This window comes from Spirosoma luteum DSM 19990 (assembly GCF_000374065.1).
GTDB classification, from domain to species: domain Bacteria; phylum Bacteroidota; class Bacteroidia; order Cytophagales; family Spirosomataceae; genus Spirosoma; species Spirosoma luteum.
The window spans coordinates 1-22,084 of the sequence record NZ_KB893246.1; the positions used below are offsets into that span (position 1 = coordinate 1).

Here is a 22,084-nt window from a genome sequence, read left to right on the forward strand (position 1 = left end):
CACCACCCTGAGTGCCACCCAGCGACGGGTCAGCTTCAGCCCCCAGTACGTGGGCACCAACGGTAGCCCCATCTCCTTCGCTGTGGTGGGCCTGATGGCGCCCACCACCACGGCGGGGCCCTACACGCTCAGCATCTACAATGACAATCCGGCCATTACCATCAACACCCAGCAGGGCAGTACCCAGAGCAGCTTCCTCTACAAGTGGCTGGAGGCCTGCAACAGCGGGGCCAGTGGACCAGCGACCACCTATGCCGCATCGGTGACCTATACCGCCCCGGCTTCCTGCTCGACCACCCCAACACCACCGACGCCCCCTGTGCTGGTCCTGAGTGTCACGCCGGGTAGTTGTGCCTCGGCCACCAACCAGTACAGCCTGGCGGGCACCATCAGCCTGACCAACGCCGTGGCCAGCTCACTCACCATCACCGATGGCAGTGCCAAGACCACCCTCAACGTGACGGCGGGACAAACATCGGCCAGCTTTAGCCTGACGGGTCTAACTTCGGGCACGGGCAGCCACACGGTCAGCGTTAGCGGAGCGGGGTATACGACCGTGTCGGTGACTTACACCGCCCCGACTTCCTGTTCGGTAAAAGCCCCTACCCTGGCCCTAAGCGTAGCATCGGGTAATTGCAATCCCAGTACTAACCAGTACAACCTGACGGGTACAATTACCCTTACCAATGCAGTATCCAGTTCACTACTCATTACGGATGGCGCGCTGAACAAAATAATACCGGTAACTGCGGGGCAAACCTCTGCCAGCTTTAGCCTGACGGGTCTATCCTCGGGGACTGGTTCTCACACGGTGATTGTCAGTGATATGGCTTATAGACCCGAATCGCCTACAAGTCCTGCCCATATTGCCATCGTCGGTGTAACAACAGTAAACTGTCTGACCCTGGCAGCAGGCCTTCGGCAGGTACTGTTTACTCCTCAATACGCGGGATTAACTAATGAGCCTGTCAGTTTCTCTGTGATAAACGAGTTACTTCCTACTATGAACCCAGGCCCATACAGTTTGAAACTCTACATTGATAACCCAATGATCACGCTTCACGCACAACAGGGTGGATCGCAGGGTTCCTTCCGATACAACTGGTTACAGGCTTGCGCAACAAACCCCGGATCTACTACGAATAGCATTGGTTACACGCCTGTATCAGCTATTTACCAGGCCCCTGCTTCCTGCAAAGCTCCTTCTTCAGATGTAGCTCCGACTTCAGTTCCTGCGGCACTGGCGCTGACAGTTAGGCCCGAGACGTGTGATCCAGCTAACAACCAGTATAAACTAACGGGGGTACTTAACCTGACGAATGCTGTGGCCGCTTCTCTCCTGGTAACGGATGGCAGTGTGAGTACTGTTCTGACGGTGACAGATGGCCAGACTTCGGCTAATTTTAGCCTGACCGGATTAGCTTCGGGAAGTGGCGACAGACGAGTTACTGTTAGTGAATCCGGTTATACCCCAACCACGTCCAACAGTGCTGGTTCCTTTGCCATTGCCGGTGTAACTACTGTTAGCTGCACAATAGTTAGTGTCAATCAGCGTCAGGTGACACTTACTCCTCAATACACGGGTGTTAATGGAAGCCCGATTAGTTTCTCTATCACCAATGAGTCTTTGCCTACAACCACAGCGGGTCCTTATGTACTGAACCTTTTCATCGATAACCCAACGGTTACCTTGAATGCTCAGCAGGATCAGGAAAAGAGTACGTTCCTTTACAGGTGGCTGGAAGCCTGCGCCAACAGTCGCCCTGCGTCTTTGGTTTATGCTCCGGTTTCCACTACGTACACAGCTCCGGTTGCCTGTTTCGCTACCCCCCGCATATCGCTGGCCGTTACTCCAGATACTTCGGTCACTAAGTCGCCCAACGGACGAGTGCCAGCAGCACCGGGTATCCCCTTAAAGCTGGTTGACAAATCGAAGGCAAAAGTAGGTGACGTATTAACGTACACGCTGGTTATAACCAACTCTGGTACTACTGACCTGGTCAACGCAGTAGTGCGTGATTCAGCCTCAATCGGGTTGACATACGTACCAAATTCAGCCATTGCTCCGGCCGGAACCGTTTTCACTCCTGGAAACGGGTTAAGCACCTGGACTGTAGCAAGGCTGGCTCCGAACGAGAGACTGTCACTCGTCTTCAAGGCTAGGATCGATTCGACGGGTATTCTTTATAATACTGCGACTGTACAGGGCGATACCGCTATCGTATGCACAACAGTACCCGTCAAAGTGTGTCCCGGTTCGGTCTATAGTTTTAGTCTGGTTGCCAAACAGGGCCGGAGTACCTACCGCTGGTTTAGGGATGGCAGGGAGATAAGAGGGGAAATAAACCACATTCTGGTTGTGACAGCCCCTGGTAGTTATAGCCTTGATCCATCGGGCGGAACTGGTCTATGCCCTGACTTTAGTTGCTGTCCTTTCGTTGTTGAGTTCGATACGTTACCTTCTTTCAAGGCCATAACTGTACCGGTTACCTGCACTACTGGTGCTCTTCAGGCCAACGGCAAACTGGTAGTCAGCGAATTTGACCCCTCCTTTACCTATCAGTATTCGCTGGGAACACAGTTTAACCCATCAGCTTCACTATCGGGCGGAGCACAAACCATACCGACTGATGGTGTGCTGGCCAATAGCCTGGCTAATCCGGGTGCCAGTCAGTCGTATACGGTTCGGATCTACAACCATTCGGGCTGTTACCGCGATGTAACAACAACGCTGGTGCCAACTACCTGCGGGTGCCCGGTAGATACGTGCGTACCGTTTGTGATTCAGAAAAATAAACGGGCCAGGTAACGTATCTGAGAAGCAAGCCCGGCTCCTGAATTATGTAGGCTGAGGAGTTAGTGATTAACCGCCAAAACCTTCCGATTGACCGTATTACTACGTCAATCGGAAGGTTTTTGTATATGGCTGGATGGTTTGCCATTACCTGAAGAAACTCATTATGGTCTGATAGCTAAAGTAGGGTGTTCACTACGCTGCGCCAGGAAAATGGGTCAGGCATTGCTCGTCAACCATTTACAGGTTTTTAAGCACTAAAAATAGCCGTTGCACAGATAGCATCAGGGAGAGGATTTGGTCTCATGGCCGAATAAGAAACGGGTAAGTCAACTTTTGAGTGACCGTTTTTGTTACGTACAAAAGCAGATACCGTTCAATCTGTTAACTTTGCGGCTTTATTTGCCCGTCACGCTAAAACGTATTATGTTATCCATCAGTAATTTACATGCCTCCATTGGCAATAAAGAAATATTGAGAGGTCTCAACCTGGAAGTCAATGCCGGTGAGATACACGCTATCATGGGTCCGAATGGCGCGGGCAAAAGTACATTGGCCTCGGTACTGGCAGGTCGTGAAGATTATGAAGTAACGGATGGCAGCGTACAGTATAATGGGAAGGATTTACTGGACATGGCTATCGAAGAGCGCGCAGCCGAAGGTATTTTTCTGGCGTTTCAGTATCCGGTAGAAATTCCGGGTGTCAGTACGACCAATTTCCTGAAGACGGCTCTCAACGAGATTCGCAAACACCGCGGTCAGGAGCCACTCGACGCGGTTCAGTTCCTGAAGTTGATGAAAGAGAAAATGAAACTCGTCAACATCGACCAGTCGTTGCTGAGTCGTTCATTGAACGAAGGATTTTCGGGCGGAGAAAAAAAGCGGAACGAAATATTTCAGATGGCTATGCTCGAACCGAAACTGGCTATTCTGGACGAAACAGATTCTGGACTGGACATTGACGCGCTTCGTATTGTGGCCGACGGTGTCAACCAACTGCGGTCTCCTGACCGGGCCACAATTGTGGTAACTCACTACCAGCGCCTTTTGGATTACATTGTTCCCGACTTTGTACACGTACTGTACAAAGGACGCATCGTAAAGTCGGGACCTAAAGAACTGGCTCTAGAACTCGAAGAAAAAGGTTACGACTGGATTAAAGCCGAAGCGGTTTAACAGTAATGATGAATGATGAATGATGAATTAGCTCATAGCAATCTTCATTGCTCCAGCCTTGTTTGTCATTCATCATTTATAATTTATCATTAAATTTTATGACCCCTTACGCATCCTATAACGATTTTAAAGAGCAGTTGCTGGCCTCCTTCCGGGATAACGAAGAACGGATGAATGGTGAGCGAAAAGCGCCGTTACACCAAATTAGACGGGCAGCCCTCAGGCAGTTTGACCAGTTAGGTTTTCCAACCATTCGGCACGAAGAGTGGAAATATTCGAACGTTAGTGGCCTGATGAAACAGGCTTTTGAGCTCGATGAAACGACAACGCTGACCCCAAACGACCTGGCCCCGCTCGAAATCCCGAATCTCGACGGCAATATTCTGTACTTCGTCAACGGTCGTTACCATCCGGAGCTTTCGCACATTGTCAGCCCGGCGGGCCAGGTGCAGATTACGAGTTTTGCCAGCGCCCTCAAAAGCGAGCCAGACCTGATAAGCGCCCACTTTGCTCAGTACGCCAACTACCAGGAAAATAGTTTCACGGCCCTAAATACGGCGTTAGCCAATGATGGCGTAGTGGTACGGGTTCCGGACAATACAACGGTAGACCAACCCATCATCCTTCGCTTCATCACCGATTCCCGAACGAAGAACATTGCTTCGCAACCGCGTAACCTCATCGTGGTAGGCAAGAATTCGGAACTGATGCTGGCGGAATCATACCGTACTCTGGGCGAAGGAGCCAGTTTCGTGAATGTCGTGACTGAAATTGTCCTGGACCGCGATGCCCGGATGCAGTATTATAAAGTACAGGATGAGACTGAGAAGGCTTATCACATTGGTACCACACAGGTTAACCAGACGGATAGCAGTCACTTTTATTCGGCTACGGTAACACTCAATGGCAGCTTCGTACGCAACAACCTGAATATCCGGCTCGACGGACAGTATGCCGAAGCATTCATGTACGGCCTGTACATGCCAAACGGTCGGCAGCACGTAGACAATCACACACTGGTTGACCACGCCATGCCTAATTCGTACAGCAATGAACTTTACAAGGGCATTCTGGACGACAACAGTACGGGCGTGTTCAACGGCAAGATTTTCGTTCGGCCCGACGCGCAGAAAACGAATGCGTACCAATCGTGCAAAAACGTGGTACTGTCGCCCGGCGCAACGATGAACACGAAGCCCCAACTGGAAATTTACGCCGATGACGTGAAATGTTCGCACGGCACCACTACGGGTCAGCTTAACGACGAAGCCCTGTTTTACATGCGCTCACGGGGAATTCCTAAAGACGAAGCCCGAACGCTGTTGCTGTACGCCTTCTCGCAGGATGTATTGAGCCAGATCAAAATCCAGCCCATCCGCGAGTATCTGGAGCGGGTGGTGCAGGAAAAGCTAGGAAAGTGATTTATTTTAATGGCTAATGAACACCGGGTAATGGCTCTAGTCTGGTCAGCACTTAGTGTTCATTATCATTAAAAGGAGCACCTTTCCGCCTTCCAGATTGTTGTTTCTTTAGATATAAACACGTCCTATTGCCCATGCAATCAGCCATAGACAACGCCCTCGATATTCAGCAAATACGCCGGAATTTCCCCATACTTCATCAGGAAATAAATGGTCGGCCTTTGGTGTACTTCGACAACGCGGCTACCACTCAGAAACCACAGTCGGTCATTGATGCCCTCACCCGGTATTATGAAGGCTACAACGCGAACATTCACCGGGGTATTCACCATCTGGCCGAACAGGCTACGGCCGCTTTTGAAGACTCGCGCCGGGCAGTTCAAACGTTTTTGAACGCTAAGCACTGGCAGGAAATTATCTTCACGTACGGCACTACCGACGGTATCAACTTAGTAGCTAACAGTTACGGTCGGCGGTTTTTGACAGCGGGCGACGAGATAATTATCTCAACTATGGAGCACCACTCCAACATTGTTCCCTGGCAGATGCTCTGCGAGGAACGGGGTTGCGTACTACGAATAATTCCGGTTGATGAAAACGGTGACCTGATTCTGGAAGAATACGAAAAGTTACTGTCCGAAAAGACTAAGCTTGTTTCGGTGGTTCACGTGTCCAATTCGCTCGGCACGATTAACCCGGTTAAAACCATCATCGACAAGGCGCACGAAGTAGGTGCTGTTGTGTTGATTGATGGCGCTCAGGCCAGTTCGCATATTGAGCTGGACGTGCAGGCGCTGGATGCTGATTTCTATGCTTTCTCGGCCCACAAATTATACGGACCAACGGGCATGGGTGTTCTTTACGGAAAGAAAGAGCTTCTGGACGCCATGCCACCCTACCGGGGTGGGGGTGAGATGATAAAAGAGGTGACGTTTGAAAAGACGACCTATAACGACATTCCGTACAAATTTGAAGCGGGCACGCCCAACATTGCCGATGTGGTGGCGGTAAAAACGGCGCTGGAGTACATAACCGATTTAGGTAAAGAGACTATTGCCGCCCATGAAAACGACTTGCTTCAGTACGCTACCGCGCAACTAAGTGAGCTGGACGGATTACGCATTATCGGACAGGCCAAGCATAAAATTGGCGTCATTTCCTTTGTCTTAGAAGGCATTCACCATCAGGATACGGGCGTTATTCTGGACCAGCAGGGCATTGCCGTTCGGACGGGTCACCATTGTACCATGCCCCTGATGCAGCGCTTTGGTATTGCCGGAACTACGCGGGCATCCTTTGCCGTTTATAACACCAGAGACGAAATTGACCGGCTCGTGCTGGGACTGAAGAGGGTTCATAAAATGATGCTGTAACCTGGTTATTTAACGCATGACAATCAACGAGAAGCAGGACGAAATCATTGAGGAATTTGACTTGTTCGACGATCAGCTCGACAAGACACAGTACATCATTGATTTGGGCAAAAAATTACCCCCTATGCCCGAAACTCAGAAAACCGACGAGAATCGGATTATGGGCTGTCAGTCGAAAGTATGGGTGGATGCTGAACTAAAAGATGACCGGCTGTATTTTTACGGAGACAGTGAACCGACCGCGCAGATTTCTAAGGGCCTGGTTGGCTTGCTGGTCAGAGTCCTATCGGGGCAGAAACCGGAAGATGTTGCCAATGCCGACTTGTACTTTATTCCTCAGGTGGGCATGGGTAATCTGATTACATCCTTGCGGGCTGGTGGGCTGGCTTCTATGATTGAACGCATGAAAGCATTCGGAAGGGCTTACTCCGTAACCGAGAACAGGTAGCAATGACACAGATCATGACAGACGAAGAATTAAAAGAACAGGTTGTACTGGCCCTCAAAGGTGTATATGATCCCGAAATTCCGGTAGATGTGTACGAACTGGGCCTGATTTACGACATCAAGATATTCCCGGTGAACAATGTTTATATCCTTATGACACTCACCTCGCCCTCCTGCCCATCGGCAGGCGAAATTCCGGCCGAGATTGAAGAGAAAGTACGGGCTATAGAGGGCGTGAGCGACGTTAGCGTGGAGCTAACATTCGATCCCCCCTACTCCACCGAATTAATGTCGGAAGTAGCCAAACTGGAACTGGGCTTTATGTAAAAAAAGTTGGTCAGTTGAACAGTCTGCCAGTCGATCAACGTTATTCGATTGTGTGACTTACACTAACCGACTACTAACTGTTTAACTGATAATTAATTATGTATCCTCCTCATTTGCTTATCCCGATGCGGGAAGACCTGACCAGCGTTGGGTTCGAAGAATTGACCACTGCCGAAGATGTGGTAAACACCATGGAAAATGCCGAAGGCACCATGCTTGTGGTGGTGAACTCAGTATGTGGCTGTGCCGCTGGTGCAGCCCGTCCGGGTGTAAAGGCGGCTCTGGCAGCCAGCCCGGTAAAACCAGACAAGATGGTATCCGTGTTTGCCGGTGGTGACCTAGAAGCAACCGCCAAAATGCGGTATTACCTGCTACCCTATCCGCCATCGTCGCCAGCCATTGGCATTTTCAAAGATGGCGATCTGGTGCATTTTATCGAGCGGCACCACATTGAAGGTCGCTCGGCGCAGATGATTGCCCAGCACCTTGAGATGGCACTGGAAGAATTCTGTACGCCAGCTAACGCGTAATAATCGCCTTGTAACGTAAAAAAGCCCGGACTCAGAGTCCGGGCTTTTTTACGTTACAGCAAATACCCTGGCGAGCAATCGGGACAGGGGCAACAGGCAGAAAACCAGGAAAGCCAGTGGAAAGGAGCCAAATGCCGCTACCCAGGCCGCGTTCATGACGATGAGGGATAATACACCCGCCTTTACCGCCAGGCCAATATTCCGACCCATTGGGTTTTTCACAGCCCGCCACAGGGGTGGGAAAATATAATAGCCAAACAGGAACAGAAAAGGCAGTGCCGTTCCCAACTGCTGTTGTCGTTGCGCCAAAGCCGCTACGCAACCAATGACCAGCGCGTATAGTAACCCCGCCACCCGGAGCGTAACCGGACTTCCACCGTGTACCTCTCCCCGGCTAATCATTGTGATAGCGGCAATGTAAGCAATGGGCACTACGCCAACCCACATCCAGGGCATCACCTGGTCGGGCAGAATGCTGACGCCCAATAGCAGATTGAGCCCCCGACATAAGCCCATGTTGACTGGCCCCAGCCAGGAATGGTGCTTCCCGAAGCGATCATATACCAGCGAAGCAACCGTAATACCAATGGCCAGAAACCCAGCGGTCGGATTAACCAGAAAGGAAGCGGCTATACCAATAATCAGCAGACAGATACCCAACAGAACAGCCGTCTGTTTCGGCACAACGCCACTGGGAATAGGTCGCTCAGGCCGTTCAATGGCGTCTAGTTCAGCATCAAAAACGTCGTTGAATACAACCCCTCCGCCGTACAGACCAACCGTGGCCAGCGCGAGCCAGCCAACCGGCGCAAACGTACCGGCAGCATCAGGCAGAAAATACCCCGCGATGGCCATACCGGCCAGCACATCGGCAACCGCCGTAACCAGATTAGCCGGTCGGGTAAGAGAAAGGAGAGCTTTTAGCATAAAGAGTGAAACCGGGCCGCCGGTTCGGAGTGAAATAGCGAAAGAGTTATGAAGCCAAAGCCATTAGGCAGTAGTCGCTCTATCACTCTTTCTCTCTTTCAGCATTATTTGATAATCGTGGATTCCTTGTCTACCCTTGGTGCCTGACCGCCACGCAATACGGAACTGCCATTAAAACGCTGGCTCTGGTCGATGCCGATGGGTTGGGTAAGTTCTTCCAGACTAAGCTGTCCACTCTGAGCAAAGGCCGTAACGGCATTCGTGAACGTTACGAGCTTGATGGCTTCGTCCGAAATACCGCGCTGCTTCATCAGGGCAGCCGTTTTGGGCACGGCCAGCGGATCGCTGATGCCCCAGTCGGCAGCGGAGTTGATCATGATACGCTCCGGTCCGTACTGCTTCACAATATCCACCATACGCTCATTACCCATTTTTGTGAACGGATAAATAGTAAAGCCCGCCCAGAAACCCCGGTCGAGCACATCCCGAACCGTCTCTTCATTATTGTGGTCAACAATCACCATACCCGGTTCCAGACCATGTTCCAGCGCAATTTCCATGCTGCGAATGGTACCCTGTTTTTTATCCCGGTGGGGCGTATGAATCTGCACCGGCAAACCCGCTTCTCTGGCCAGATCCAGTTGCGCCCGGTAGTATTTTTCTTCGGCGGCCGTTTGGTCGTCAAACCCGATTTCGCCCACGCCCACCACGCCTTCTTTATAGATGAAAAGCGGCAGAATTTCCATCACCTGCTCGGCTAGTTCTTCCTGATTGGCTTCCTTAGAATTAAGACCGATGGTACAATAATGCCGGATACCGAATTGAGACGCCCGAAATCGCTCCCACCCCACCAGACTGGCAAAATAATCGCGGAAGGAGTCGATACCAGTGCGGGGTTGCCCCAGCCAGAAAGCGGGTTCAATCAGGGCAACTACGCCCGCGTCGGCCATAGCCTGGTAATCGTCCGTGGTTCGGGAGGTCATGTGAACGTGCATATCGAAGAACGACATACCCCGAATGGAATCCATAAAATCCATAATTCGTCTGGGTTAACCGGATTGGCCTGTCCGGTAATGAGCGGGCAAAGTTCTCAAAAATCTGCCTTCTGCCCGCATGATTTTTAGGCAGATTTTAAAGCAATTATATAACCTTCATTATAGTCTATTCGTTTTATAGATAGACAACAAATAAATGTATGAACACAAGCAAACAACTCACAGTAGGGAAAGGTAGTATCTGGATGATCCTACTTTTGCTGACCACAGGTGGGGTACTAACCAGTTGCCGCGATAGTGCCCTTACTGATTTAAGCCCCGCCGACAGCCCGGTATACATTACCAACTACGACAATTCGATCAACTTCAGTCAGTACAAAACGTTTAGCCTGCCGGACTCGGTGGTTGTTCAGTCGAATGACAACTACCAAACCGTTCGGAGTAACATTGCCGATCAATTTGTCTCCAATGTAGCGGCAGCGTTGACCGCAAGAGGGTACCAGCGCGTGGCGAAAGGCCAACCCGCCGATTTGGGCGTTGCCGTTATCCGGGTTGATAATCAGTACACAGGTATTGCGTCAAATCCCAACGCCTATTACTCAAACTACTGGGGTGGTGGATATGGCGGGTTGGGTGGTTACGGCTATTCGCCCTATTATCAAAGCTATTATACCTATCAGGTATCGGAACAGTATTGGGAGATTCAAATAGTCGATCTGAAAAATGCTCCCACAACTACTGGCACTGACAAACCCCAACTGAGTGTCATTTACGACGCAACGGTGCGCGGAACCGATGTTGCCGATACGCAGGCTGTTGATATGGCTACCAACGCAATTTTTAGTCAATCGCCTTATTTGAAGGCTGCTCAATAAAAAATTATGAAACGTATTATTGCCCTCATCGCCCTGCTCAGTCTGACGACTGCAGCCTGGGCACAGTATCAGAACATCTATTCCGGCGAATCGTCTCTGTATGATCGCTATGTTACGTTCAACATTGCCGCCCGGTATGGTGTCTCTATGCCATTGGGTGGTCAGAAAGGATATATTGACAAACTATCGCCGACCAACCTGGCTATTGAAGGAGAATGGCTGTTTCCACAACGGTTTTCGATAGGTATCAAAACGGGTTACCAGTACACGAATCAGCGGCTACCCCGACAGGTGTATCAGTACGACAATCAGTCGGTTTCAGCCGTACAGACCCGCACACTTTCGATCATTCCGGCTATGGCATCCCTATCGTATTATTTTGCCGGGAATGCCGATGCCATACGGCCGTACATACAAATGGCGGGTGGTGGTGCCTATATTGATTACACGAACTACTTTGGCACATTATCCGATCAAAAAAACGGATTCAAAGGAGCGATTGCCCCCGCTATTGGCCTGAAATACTATGGCAGACGGGAGCAGGGACTGGGTGCCGAAATTCAGGCGCAATACCAGAACATCTTTTTCAATTATGACCAGTTAAAAGGCTCAGCACCCTCGTTGATGCTATCCGCTGGCATCTCGTACCGGTTTCACTAAGGTTTACGGTTTTTTGTTTATGGTTTAGGTGGCTGACACGCTATTAGCTCTCGCGTTAGCTACCGTGAACCGTAAACAAAAAACCATATACCAGATACCTACATCAACTCCTCAATATGAGGGGGTAAACTGCGCCCGGCAGCCCGGCGTTCGGCGGCATAATCCGCCAGCGTTTGAGCGAGCCGGGCATTTTTACGTTTGGTCAATCCGGTGATCTCCGTAACATCTTTATCCGTGAAGAAGGCTTTCAGCACCAGTTGATTCCAGGCAGCTTCGTCAAAATAGTCCCGTGGGTACGGATTATGGAGCATGATGGCCGACTGTACATCGGCAATATTATTCCGAATACCTTCGGTGGCCTGAAATCGCCAGGCTTCCGGATAGGCCAATACGGGCAGGGCCGAGTAAAGGGCCACTAGCTCATTGAGTTCGCCCGCCTTAAAAAGCTGACTGATGGTGTTAACATACGTAGACTGATCATCGACCGGTAGTTGCAGCAACCACCAGACCCGCGCCAGCCGGTCCAGCGTCCACCCCGTCACCGTAAATCCTGGCCGAACGCGCTCCAGAGCGAATGCCATATCGGCCGGAACCTGAATCGGTTGCTTACCCACAAAACGCGGTAGAGCCGTGAACACTCGATAAAACGTAGCGATCTTTGGGTCAGCCTGAAACGCATCCGTCTGCTGACGCAGGTAAGTAACCGCTTTTTCGCTGTTGGCCTGCTGTTCAATGAGGTAAAACAGCGTCTGGCTCATTTCAGAAATAGTCATAGAACAAAAATAGGGGCGTAATTCGTACCTGTATGCATCAAAATCACATTAGTAGTTGCCTATACTTGCCTTTCATCAAGCAGGGCATGTTCTGACTGTCTGATTACGCTTCGCGCAGCCCCTACCCTTTACGGCGACTCATGAAAAAAGTAGTATTCATTTTATTCGCATTCTTTTGTTCTGCAAAGCTAATTGTCCTTGCCCAACCGGCAACGGAGTACGTTTGGTGGAACCCGGCTCAGAGCAGCATACCCGTTATTGAAGGGCAGGGCTGGTCGGGAACCGATATCCAAAATCCGTATGACAGATTACCCGCGAAGGCGGAAAAAAGCATTCGGACAGTGGTTTGGAACTTAGCGCACAATGCCGCCGGTTTGCTAATTCGGTTTCGGGCCAGTACGGATCAGGTTGTGGTACGGTACACGGTTTCGGGCAAACAGGCACTCCCTCATATGCCCGCTACGGGGGTTAGTGGGGTCGATTTATACGGTATAAACAGCGATGGCGACGCGCTCTGGTGTGCCGGTAAATACACGTTTGGCGATACCATTCAGTACCGGTTTGCCAATCTGGAACCCAACGATACCTACCACAAAAAAGGGCGCGAATACCGACTTTACCTCCCACTGTATAACTCCGTTCAATGGCTCGAAATAGGAGTGCCAACAGGTGTTACTCTAACTCCACTGCCCGTTCGGAACGATAAGCCCATCGTTATCTACGGCACCTCCATTGCACAGGGAGCCTGTGCTTCGCGACCGGGCATGGCGTGGACCGCCATTCTGGGTAGAAAACTGGACCGGCCCGTTATCAATCTCGGCTTTTCGGGCAACGGCCGACTGGAAAAAGAAGTCGTTGAGTTATTACCGGAACTGGACGCGAAACTGTACGTGATGGATTGTCTGCCGAATCTGGTGGCCACGGTAGGCATCAAACCCGACGAGATAAAAACCCGGATTAGTGAATCGGTGAAAACCCTCCGGCACCGGAAACCCACCACGCCGATTCTGCTGGTCGAACACGCGGGGTATTCGGAGGGCGGACTCAATCCTGGTCGACGGCAGTTGTACACGGAAGTGAACGAGTTAATGCAGCAGGCGTTTGCGCAGTTGAAAAGTGAGGGTATACAGAAACTATATCTTTTACCCAAATCAGCCATTAATCTGGATAGCGATGCGATGGTCGACGGCACCCACCCGACTGATTTGGGCATGCAGCAGTACGCCGATGCCTATGAGCGTAGTATTCGCACTATCCTGAACGAACCCGTTGGCGAAACTGCCACCACAAAACCCCGGACGCAATACCGCGACGCCAATGTGTACGACTGGGAAACCCGGCATAACGACATACTGGCCCGGCTCAAAAGCAAACCACCCCGCATTCTTTTCTTCGGCAACTCCATCACCCATTTCTGGGGTGGGGACCCGAAGGGAGGCCGGGAAACGGGGGCAGATAGCTGGAACGCGGTCATGGAACCACTGCGTGTTCAGAATATGGGCTATGGCTGGGATCGCATTGAAAACGTGCTGTGGCGGGTTTATCACGGTGAACTTGATGGATACGCACCGGCTCAGATTGTGCTGATGATTGGTACGAATAACCTGCAACTCAACACGGATGCCGAAATCAGCGATGGTCTCGCGTTTCTGGTACGGGCTATACAGGCCCGACAACCCAATGCCGATATTTTGTTGATTAGTATCCTGCCGCGCCGACAACTGGAAGGGCGTGTAGCAGCTCTGAACCAGCGTATCGCTCAGGTAGCTGGGGAATTGAATGCGACGTTCATTCAGCCGGGCACCATGTTCTTACAGCCCGACGGGAAAATCAACGAGGCTCTTTTCGGTGATGGTCTGCATCCCAACGCTGAGGGCTACCGGCAATTGGCGACTAAATTAGTCCCTTATCTAAAAGCGGCCGAACCGGTAGCTAAAGGGAAGAAATAAGCGGGCATCTCGCAAGCGTAATGAATTTTCCGGTCAACAGAGAAGCATGAACCTGGATTTGCCGTTCCCGGAGACTACACCATCTCTTGTACCTTCTGATTGGCGCAGTATCAGCAATCTTTCCAATCGCCAGCCAACCCCCGTTACCACCATCTGACACGCACGGTGAGTGAACCGTACACACAGCTTTTATTGTTAAAAGACCAATGGCTCTTTGACCCAGCCATCTATAACCGACAGGTTTTCCGGCTCCTGTCATTTCCGTATCTTTGCCGCTTATTTTTACCCGCACGCCCATTGTCAATTCGTACGCAGGGCGCGTGTTTTTCGCTTATGACCGTCGTGAAGTACCAACAATATGAATCCCTCGATTACGCCCAGCTAGCCGCCGAGGTGCTGACTTACTGGAATAACAATCAGGTGTTTGAGCAGTCTGTCGCTATTCGCGACGGGCAACCCGGCTATACGTTTTACGAAGGCCCACCGTCGGCCAACGGAACGCCCGGCATTCACCATGTGATGGCCCGGACGATAAAAGATATTTTTTGCCGCTACAAAACCTTGCATGGCTTTCAGGTAGAGCGAAAGGGAGGCTGGGATACGCACGGTCTGCCCATCGAATTGCAGGTTGAGAAAGAACTGGGCATCACCAAAGATGATATTGGCAAAACCATCAGCGTAGCCGACTACAACCAGAAATGCCGCGAAACGGTGATGCGGTTCACGGATCAGTGGAACGACCTGACCCAGAAAATGGGCTACTGGGTAGACCTGGACAACCCGTACGTCACCTACAAAAATGAGTATATTGAATCCGTTTGGTGGCTACTCAAGCAATTATATGAAACGAAGGTTGACGGGCAGCGGATGTTGTACAAGGGCTACACCATCCAGCCATATTCGCCGAAGGCCGGAACGGGCCTGAGTTCTCACGAACTGAACATGCCGGGCACGTACAAAGACGTACGCGACACCACCGTTGTGGCCCAGTTTAAGGTGAAACCCACCGGCAAATCGGGCTTCCTCTTTTTCGATTCGGCGGATGCCGATATATTCATCCTCGCCTGGACCACTACACCCTGGACGTTGCCCGCCAACTCAGCCCTGACGGTTGGTGCTAACATCGACTACGTGATGGTGAAGACATTTAACCCCTACACCCACCTGCCGGTACATGTGGTGATGGCCAAAAACCTGGTCAGTCGCTGGCTGAATGAGAAAGGACAGGTGGATTCGCCCAATGATCCGGCTTTCGGGGCGTATTTACCGACCAACAACCGGGATGCCGGACCGTTGACCCCCTGGGCTATTGTTTCTGACTTTAAGGGCAAGTTTCTCGAAGGCATTGAGTACGAGCAGTTGATGCCGTATGTTACGCCGGAGGTGCCCGCTTTTCGCGTTATTCTGGGCGATTTTGTTACGACCGAAGACGGTACCGGTATCGTACATACCTCGCCCACCTTCGGGGCCGACGACTTTCGGGTGGCGCAGGCGGCTGGTATTCCGCCCATCATGGTAAAGGATGAAACGGCCGGGCCGACGTTCGGAAGGATGGTGCCCATTGTGGACAAGCACGGTCAGTTCGTAGCGGAAATCACGGATTACGCGGGTCGGTACGTGAAAGAAGAATATTACTCCGACGAAGAGCGGGCCGACCCCGATTTCAAACCGACGGATGTGCTGATTGCTATCCAACTGAAAGAAGAAAATAAAGCTTTCCGGGTAGAGAAATATGAACACCCCTACCCACACTGCTGGCGTACGGATAAACCGATATTGTATTACCCGCTCGATAGCTGGTTTATCCGGACAACGGCCAAAAAAGACCGCTTGGTTGAATTGAATAAAACCATCAACTGGCAACCTGAAAGCACCGGAACGGGCCGCTTTGGCAACTGGCTCGAAAACCTCGTGGACTGGAACCTGAGCCGCAGCCGCTTCTGGGGAACTCCCTTGCCTATTTGGCGGAGCGAGTCTGGCCAGGAAGAGGTTTGCATCGGTTCGGTCGCCGAATTAGTATCTATGAGTGAATTAGCGAATAAGCAAATGAATGAATGGGTATCGGGAGGCAAAACCGAATACCAGGCTTACATTGATAAGAACAATTCATTCATCCAGGCATTTACCAATTCAACACTGGATTTACACCGACCTTATTCGGACGAAATTTATTTTGTGTCGGAAAGTGGTCAACTTATGCAGCGCGAACCCGACCTGATTGACGTCTGGTTCGATTCGGGAGCGATGCCGTATGCACAGTGGCATTATCCGTTCGAGAACAAGGACGTGTTCGCCAAAGCGTTTCCGGCCGATTTTATTTCGGAAGGCGTTGACCAGACACGGGGCTGGTTCTTTACCCTTCATGCCATTGCGGGTATGCTCTTCGATTCGGTGGCCTTCAAAAACGTGGTGTCGACCGGACTGGTGCTGGACAAGAACGGCAATAAAATGTCGAAGCGGCTGGGTAACGCTGTGGACCCGTTCGAGACACTGGCAAAGTATGGTCCCGATGCCACGCGCTGGTACATGATTACCAACGCCGAGCCGTGGGACAACCTCAAATTCAATGGCGAAGGCATCGGCGAAGTACAGCGAAAACTGTTCGGTACGTTGTCGAACACCTATAATTTCTTCGCGCTCTACGCCAACCTGGATTCGTTCTCGGTTAACGGACGCACCGTGCCGGTAGCCGAACGCCCGGAGCTTGACCGCTGGATTATCTCCAAACTGCAATCATTGGTGCTATCCGTAGAAGAGCAGTTTGAAACCTATAACCCTACTAAGGCAGGCCGGGCGGTTCAGGAGTTTGTGAACGACCAGTTATCAAACTGGTACGTTCGCCTGTCGCGCCGGCGATTCTGGGCGGGGGAAATGACCACCGACAAACGGGCCGCTTATGAAACCCTGCACGAATGCCTCAGCACAGTAGCGCAGCTAATGTCGCCCATCGCGCCATTTTACGCGGACTGGCTCTATCGCAACCTCAACTCAGGAGTAATGTCGGTACACCTGACAGATTTTCCGGTGGCTGAACGAACGTTGGTCGACGCAGAACTGGAGCGTTCGATGGAATTAGGCCAGCAAGTCTCTTCACTGGTGCATTCACTCCGGAAGGGGCACAAATTAAAGGTCAGGCAACCACTAAGCCGGGTGTTGATTCCCGTATTGAATGCCGACACGCGTCGGCAAATCGAGCACGTATCACCCATCGTTATGTCGGAGGTGAATGTGAAAGCTGTTGAGTTTGTCGACGATGCCAGTGGTATTCTGAAAAAGCGGGTAAAACCCAATTTTAAAGCACTCGGACCAAAGTTTGGTAAACAGATGAAAGACGTGGCAACCGTTATTACCGCTATGACGGATACTCAGTTGAAAGAACTGGAAACGGCAGGTAGCTGGCAGTCTCCCATTGGCACCTTGTCCCTGGCCGATGTTGACATTGTGACGGAAGATATTCCGGGCTGGCTCGTGGCCAGTGATGGGGGATTAACCGTTGCGCTGGATGTGAACCTAACGGACGAACTACGCGGAGAGGGCATTGCCCGTGATTTTGTGAACCGCATTCAGAACCTGCGGAAAGACAGTAATTTTCAGGTAACCGACAAAATCAGGATTCAGCTGGAACGGAATGATGAAACCCTGGCCAATGCTATCGAAGCCAACAAAGTGTACATCTGTCAGGAAGTGCAGGCCCTGTCGCTTGATTTGGTCAACAACCTGAATGGCACAACGGACGCGACCGCCGTAGTAGAAATCGAAATGGATGAGTTCCAGCTACGCGTTGCGGTAGAGCGGGCCTAACAATAATTGTTTTTTTAATGAAAGCCATATTCAAAAGAATGTGGCTTTTTTGTTTACATATTATTACTTTTGTAAACCTGATGATTCTTAAGTGTTACTGTAGAGCTACATCGGCACGGATTTTGTATCTATCAGACCATTAGTGAATAGTCGTTTCATTGCTTGTTTGCGGGCAGATGAAACGGTCAACCTATACCCAAATTATCCTGACCCATTTCATAAATATGCCCGCATTGCTTTGGTACGCTCACTAAACTTTTACAACATTGGTAGAACATTTACGTACAACATTACACACGTTCGTTAATAATTATCAGGCCGTTATGTGGCGGTTACGCGAGTGCTCGCTCAACGATGAGCAGCTGGGCAATGCGGTAGGCCTAAGTGGTAATGCCATCCGAAACCGGCGTTCAAAACCTGGTCTTTGGAAATTATCCGATGTGGAACGGTTAGCCACTCATTTTTCCCTTCCTGTTACCGCCTGCAAACAGCTGGAGCAGGCACTCAAAGAGTTACCTAAAACCATGAGGACGCTTCCGTCCGATGAACGCCGGCGTACTGAACGGCAACTGGTTACGAAAATTGCTCAACTGGAATTGTACAACCAGAGCGACTGGCCGGTTAAGTGCTTACTGAAAATCCATCAGTCCTTGTACAAAGGGTTTTAGCGAACAGATTGCCCCGGACAGTTTTCTCTTTCGGAAGTAAATATCGGTCAGGCGGTGTAAATTTACGGTGACTTCATTCTTCATCGTATGCGAACCGGTCTTTACCTGGCTATACCGTTTTTACTTTTTTTTAGCGGAACCACCTTTTCCCAATCCCCGGCTATAACGCGGGGACCGTATTTACAGGTTGTTACACCCACATCGGTTATTGTCCGGTGGCGTACCGACCAGCCAACTACGGGCCGTGTATGGTATGGCCCGTCGGCCGACCAGTTGCCCCAGAGCCAGACCGAAACGCAACCTACGCAGGATCACATCATCACGCTTAGGGGCCTGCAACCCAATACCCGCTATAATTACGCGGTTGGTTACGCTGAAACGAAGCTGGCGTCCGGGCAGGATTATTACGTAAAAACGGCCCTGCCAGCGGGTGATGCGCGACCGTTCCGGATGTGGGTACTGGGTGATTTCGGCAGCGGCAACGACAATCAGAAAAATGTTTACCAGGCGTTTAGAAATGCCACCGCCAGCCGCCCCGCCGATTTATGGCTCTGGTTGGGCGACAATGCCTATTCCTACGGGTATGAGGATGAATATCAGCAACGGGTGTTTAATGTCTACGCCCCTACTTTTCGTAATACACCCGTTTTTATTAGTCCTGGCAATCACGATTACGCCGATAGCGAAACGAATTTTGACATTCCCTACTATCGAATGTTTTCATTCCCTCAACAAGGCGAGGCCGGGGGCATACCGTCGGGGTCAAAATCATACTATTCAGCCGACTACGGACAAGTTCATCTGATTTCGCTCGATTCCCAAGGTAGAGAGAATGGGCAGTATCGACTCTTCGACACTACCGGTACACAGGTACAGTGGCTCAAACGCGACCTGGCCGCTAACCGGCTACCCTGGACAATCGTTATTTTCCACCACCCGCCCTTCAGCAAAGGAAGCCACGACTCCGATACAGAGCTGTCCATGAAGATGCTGCGCGAAAACCTCACACCCATCTTTGAACGCTATGGAGTCGATTTAGTGCTCAATGGTCATAGTCATAGTTATGAGCGCACGTATCGCATCAAGGACCTGCGCGGATTGGCCGCTACGTTCGACAGAAATGTAAATGTAACGGCTAACACAACCGGCCGCTATGACAGTTCGCCCAATTCCTGCCCCATCCTTACCAAACAGGGTACTGTTTACATAGTCAATGGATCAGGCGGGCAACTAGGTGGCCAGTCGCCCGGCTTTCCGCACCCGGCCACGGTATACAACAACGTCACGGTTGGCGGTTCTATGCTACTGGATGTGAATGATAACCGGCTGGATGCTCAGTTCCTGCAATCGGACGGTACGGTGCAGGATAAGTTCACCCTTATGAAAAACGCGAACCGAACCACACCCCTCACCGCCGAATATGCCGATACGCTTCAGTTAATGGCTTCCTGGCCGGGCGACTACCAATGGCCGGATGGGCAAACCAGCCGCAACATCCGGTATGTAGCCGACAAGGCGGGCACCTACCCAATTGTGGTTACGGATAAACAACAATGCCTCACCGACCAGTTTACGCTAACCGTCCAGCAACCGCCCAAACTAACCACCAAACTCGCTGCCGCTACCGCCGTTTGTGCGGGTGGCACCGTACCCGTAACGGCTACGCCCGAAAACACGACCAAAGCGGCTGGCTGGCAGTACGATGTGCTCCTGTCCGACGCATCGGGCAACTTCAGCACCGAACGGGTCGTTGGGTCGGGTTCGTTGACCACGCTCAAAGCGACCATTCCGGTCAGCGTACCACCCGGTACGGGCTATCGGATTCGGGTCAGACCACGCGGTATTCCGTACGCACAACTTACTGCAAGCGATGTTTTTTCGGTGAAGCCATCACCAACCGCCACGCTGTCCGGCTCGACGACCGTGTTGCAGGGACAGCCCCTTTCGCTAACCCTGGCCTTTACGGGCGATGGCCCCTGGACGGGGACGTTGTCGGATGGTACCACGTTTTCCAGTAGTGTATCGCCAATCATTCTAACGGTTCAGCCAACAAAGTCTGTTAGCTATTCCATTACCAGCGTGGAGAATAGCTGTGGGAAAGGCACCTACTCGGGTCAGGCTACCGTAACGGTACTGCTCCCAACGGCTGAAGAAACATTTGCCGACGGCCAGCTACGCATTTATCCCAATCCCGTTCAGGATGTATTACAGGTTAACCTGGTTGTTAATAGAAAGCAGGATGTCAGCCTGACGCTGATTGACCAGCAGGGTCGAACAGTTGTGCAGAAGCCTTTCGGTGTGGTACAGTCGCTTGCTGAAACCATACCCATGCCGCAGGTTACGGGAACCTATTTGCTGAAAATCCAGGTGGGTCAAACTACGCTGACGAGGAAGGTAGTACGGCAGTGACGCCTTTCAGAGAACCTGTCCAATCCCGAACAGGAGGACGAAAAGCAGCGTTGTGAGAGCCAGTTGGCCCAGCCGGGCGTTAAGTTCTACCGGGCGTTTGTGGGTGGCGATAGCCCGCCCGTTCAGGATGAATAGCGGGAACGCCAGTATATAGACGTAACTAAACCAGTTGGCTCCCGTCAGGAATGAGTACGCTACGGCACAAAACATACCGGCGATGAGCAGTCCCCAGTGGTAGTGGATGGCCTTATGCAAGCCCAGACGCGCCGGGATAGACTTTTTCCCGGTCAGCGTATCGGTTTCGATATCACGGATATTATTGACATTCAGCACACCCGTGGCAAACAGGCCAACGCTTGTAGCGGGCAGAAGCAGTAGGGCACTGAACGAGAGTGTGTGCAGAAAGTACGTTCCCAGAACGCCTAGCCATCCAAAAAAGAGAAGTACGGCAATGTCACCGAATCCCGCGTACCCGTAAGGTCGTTTGCCATTGGTATAGCCAATAGCAGCCGCAATACTCAATATTCCCAGTACCAGAAAGAACCAGAAGATAGACACATCGGCATCCCGAAAGGCCAGTATGAGCAGGCTTATTCCACAAACCAGCGACAGCACCGACATTAGAATAATGCCGCGCATCATGGCTTCTTTAGTAATGTCACCCGTGGCAACTGCCCGGCGGGGCCCAACGCGCAGCTCGGTATCTTTACCCGAAACAGCATCGCCATAGTCATTAGCGAAGTTGGAGAGAATTTGCAGGAAAATGGTCGTGAGCGCAGCCAACAGGGCAATGGGCCAGCTAAACTTGTGCGCAGCCGATGCCAGAAAACTGCCGAGAATGATACTGGCCAGCGAGAGCGGCAACGTGCGCGGCCGGGCAGCCGCAATCCAGGACTTCATATGAATGATGAATTATGAATGATGAATGATGAATGATTGATATGGAGTAACCTACTATC

Annotated in this window: 17 protein-coding genes; 13 read left to right on the forward strand and 4 right to left on the reverse strand. The window is 51.3% G+C overall.

Annotation, left to right across the window (positions count from 1 at the left end; genetic code table 11):
- The 7 genes from B156_RS30205 to B156_RS0104570 form a co-directional block, all read left to right on the forward strand.
- The coding region (locus B156_RS30205) for a DUF11 domain-containing protein (protein ID WP_018618457.1) at positions 1-2,809 on the forward strand (2,809 nt) is incomplete at its 5' end.
- Between the two features lie 411 nt (positions 2,810-3,220).
- Positions 3,221-3,970: a Fe-S cluster assembly ATPase SufC gene (gene sufC, locus B156_RS0104545; protein ID WP_018618458.1), complete on the forward strand. Its 750-nt coding sequence runs from the start codon at positions 3,221-3,223 to the stop codon at positions 3,968-3,970.
- A 98-nt stretch (positions 3,971-4,068) separates the two neighbouring features.
- Positions 4,069-5,391, forward strand: a complete 1,323-nt coding sequence (gene sufD, locus B156_RS0104550) for a Fe-S cluster assembly protein SufD (RefSeq protein ID WP_018618459.1) — start codon at positions 4,069-4,071, stop codon at positions 5,389-5,391.
- A 134-nt stretch (positions 5,392-5,525) separates the two neighbouring features.
- Positions 5,526-6,764, forward strand: a complete 1,239-nt coding sequence (locus B156_RS0104555; RefSeq protein WP_018618460.1) for a cysteine desulfurase — start codon at positions 5,526-5,528, stop codon at positions 6,762-6,764.
- Positions 6,765-6,780: 16 nt separating this feature from the next.
- On the forward strand, positions 6,781-7,212 hold the full coding sequence (locus B156_RS0104560; protein ID WP_018618461.1) for a SufE family protein: 432 nt from the start codon (positions 6,781-6,783) through the stop codon (positions 7,210-7,212).
- Between the two features lie 14 nt (positions 7,213-7,226).
- Positions 7,227-7,538: a DUF59 domain-containing protein gene (locus B156_RS0104565; RefSeq protein WP_020605256.1), complete on the forward strand. Its 312-nt coding sequence runs from the start codon at positions 7,227-7,229 to the stop codon at positions 7,536-7,538.
- A 98-nt stretch (positions 7,539-7,636) separates the two neighbouring features.
- Positions 7,637-8,068 (forward strand): BrxA/BrxB family bacilliredoxin, encoded by a 432-nt coding sequence (locus B156_RS0104570; RefSeq protein WP_026260600.1) that lies wholly within the window; start codon positions 7,637-7,639, stop codon positions 8,066-8,068.
- Positions 8,069-8,116: 48 nt separating this feature from the next.
- Here B156_RS0104570 and eboC read toward each other — a convergent pair whose 3' ends face one another.
- Entirely contained in the window at positions 8,117-8,995 is an 879-nt protein-coding gene (gene eboC, locus B156_RS0104575; protein WP_018618464.1) for a UbiA-like protein EboC, read from the reverse strand.
- A gap of 104 nt (positions 8,996-9,099) precedes the next feature.
- Positions 9,100-10,032, reverse strand: coding sequence for a TatD family hydrolase (locus tag B156_RS0104580; protein WP_018618465.1), 933 nt, complete (start codon positions 10,030-10,032; stop codon positions 9,100-9,102).
- Between the two features lie 158 nt (positions 10,033-10,190).
- Here B156_RS0104580 and B156_RS0104585 point away from each other — a divergent pair, with 158 nt between their 5' ends.
- Together B156_RS0104585 and B156_RS0104590 are read left to right on the forward strand one after the other, a co-directional pair.
- Complete coding sequence (locus tag B156_RS0104585) at positions 10,191-10,865, forward strand: DUF4136 domain-containing protein (protein ID WP_026260601.1); 675 nt, start codon at positions 10,191-10,193, stop codon at positions 10,863-10,865.
- 6 nt (positions 10,866-10,871) lie between these two features.
- Entirely contained in the window at positions 10,872-11,525 is a 654-nt protein-coding gene (locus B156_RS0104590; RefSeq protein ID WP_018618467.1) for a hypothetical protein, read from the forward strand.
- A gap of 98 nt (positions 11,526-11,623) precedes the next feature.
- Here B156_RS0104590 and B156_RS0104595 read toward each other — a convergent pair whose 3' ends face one another.
- A complete protein-coding gene (locus B156_RS0104595; protein ID WP_018618468.1) occupies positions 11,624-12,298 on the reverse strand; it encodes an EboA domain-containing protein in 675 nt (224 codons plus the stop codon).
- 140 nt (positions 12,299-12,438) lie between these two features.
- Between B156_RS0104595 and B156_RS0104600 the strand changes: the two genes are divergently transcribed.
- The 4 genes from B156_RS0104600 (at position 12,439) to B156_RS28820 (ending at position 21,125) form a co-directional block, all read left to right on the forward strand.
- Positions 12,439-14,247, forward strand: a complete 1,809-nt coding sequence (locus B156_RS0104600; protein WP_018618469.1) for an SGNH/GDSL hydrolase family protein — start codon at positions 12,439-12,441, stop codon at positions 14,245-14,247.
- 333 nt (positions 14,248-14,580) lie between these two features.
- Positions 14,581-18,048 (forward strand): isoleucine--tRNA ligase, encoded by a 3,468-nt coding sequence (gene ileS / locus B156_RS0104605; protein ID WP_018618471.1) that lies wholly within the window; start codon positions 14,581-14,583, stop codon positions 18,046-18,048.
- Between the two features lie 266 nt (positions 18,049-18,314).
- Positions 18,315-18,716, forward strand: coding sequence for a hypothetical protein (locus tag B156_RS0104610; RefSeq protein WP_245563689.1), 402 nt, complete (start codon positions 18,315-18,317; stop codon positions 18,714-18,716).
- Between the two features lie 87 nt (positions 18,717-18,803).
- Positions 18,804-21,125: a metallophosphoesterase gene (locus tag B156_RS28820; protein WP_018618474.1), complete on the forward strand. Its 2,322-nt coding sequence runs from the start codon at positions 18,804-18,806 to the stop codon at positions 21,123-21,125.
- 6 nt (positions 21,126-21,131) lie between these two features.
- Here B156_RS28820 and B156_RS0104620 read toward each other — a convergent pair whose 3' ends face one another.
- The gene (locus tag B156_RS0104620) at positions 21,132-22,025 is read right to left on the reverse strand and encodes a 1,4-dihydroxy-2-naphthoate polyprenyltransferase (protein WP_018618475.1); all 894 of its coding nucleotides are present in this window, start codon (positions 22,023-22,025) and stop codon (positions 21,132-21,134) included.
- Positions 22,026-22,084 lie beyond the last annotated feature (59 nt).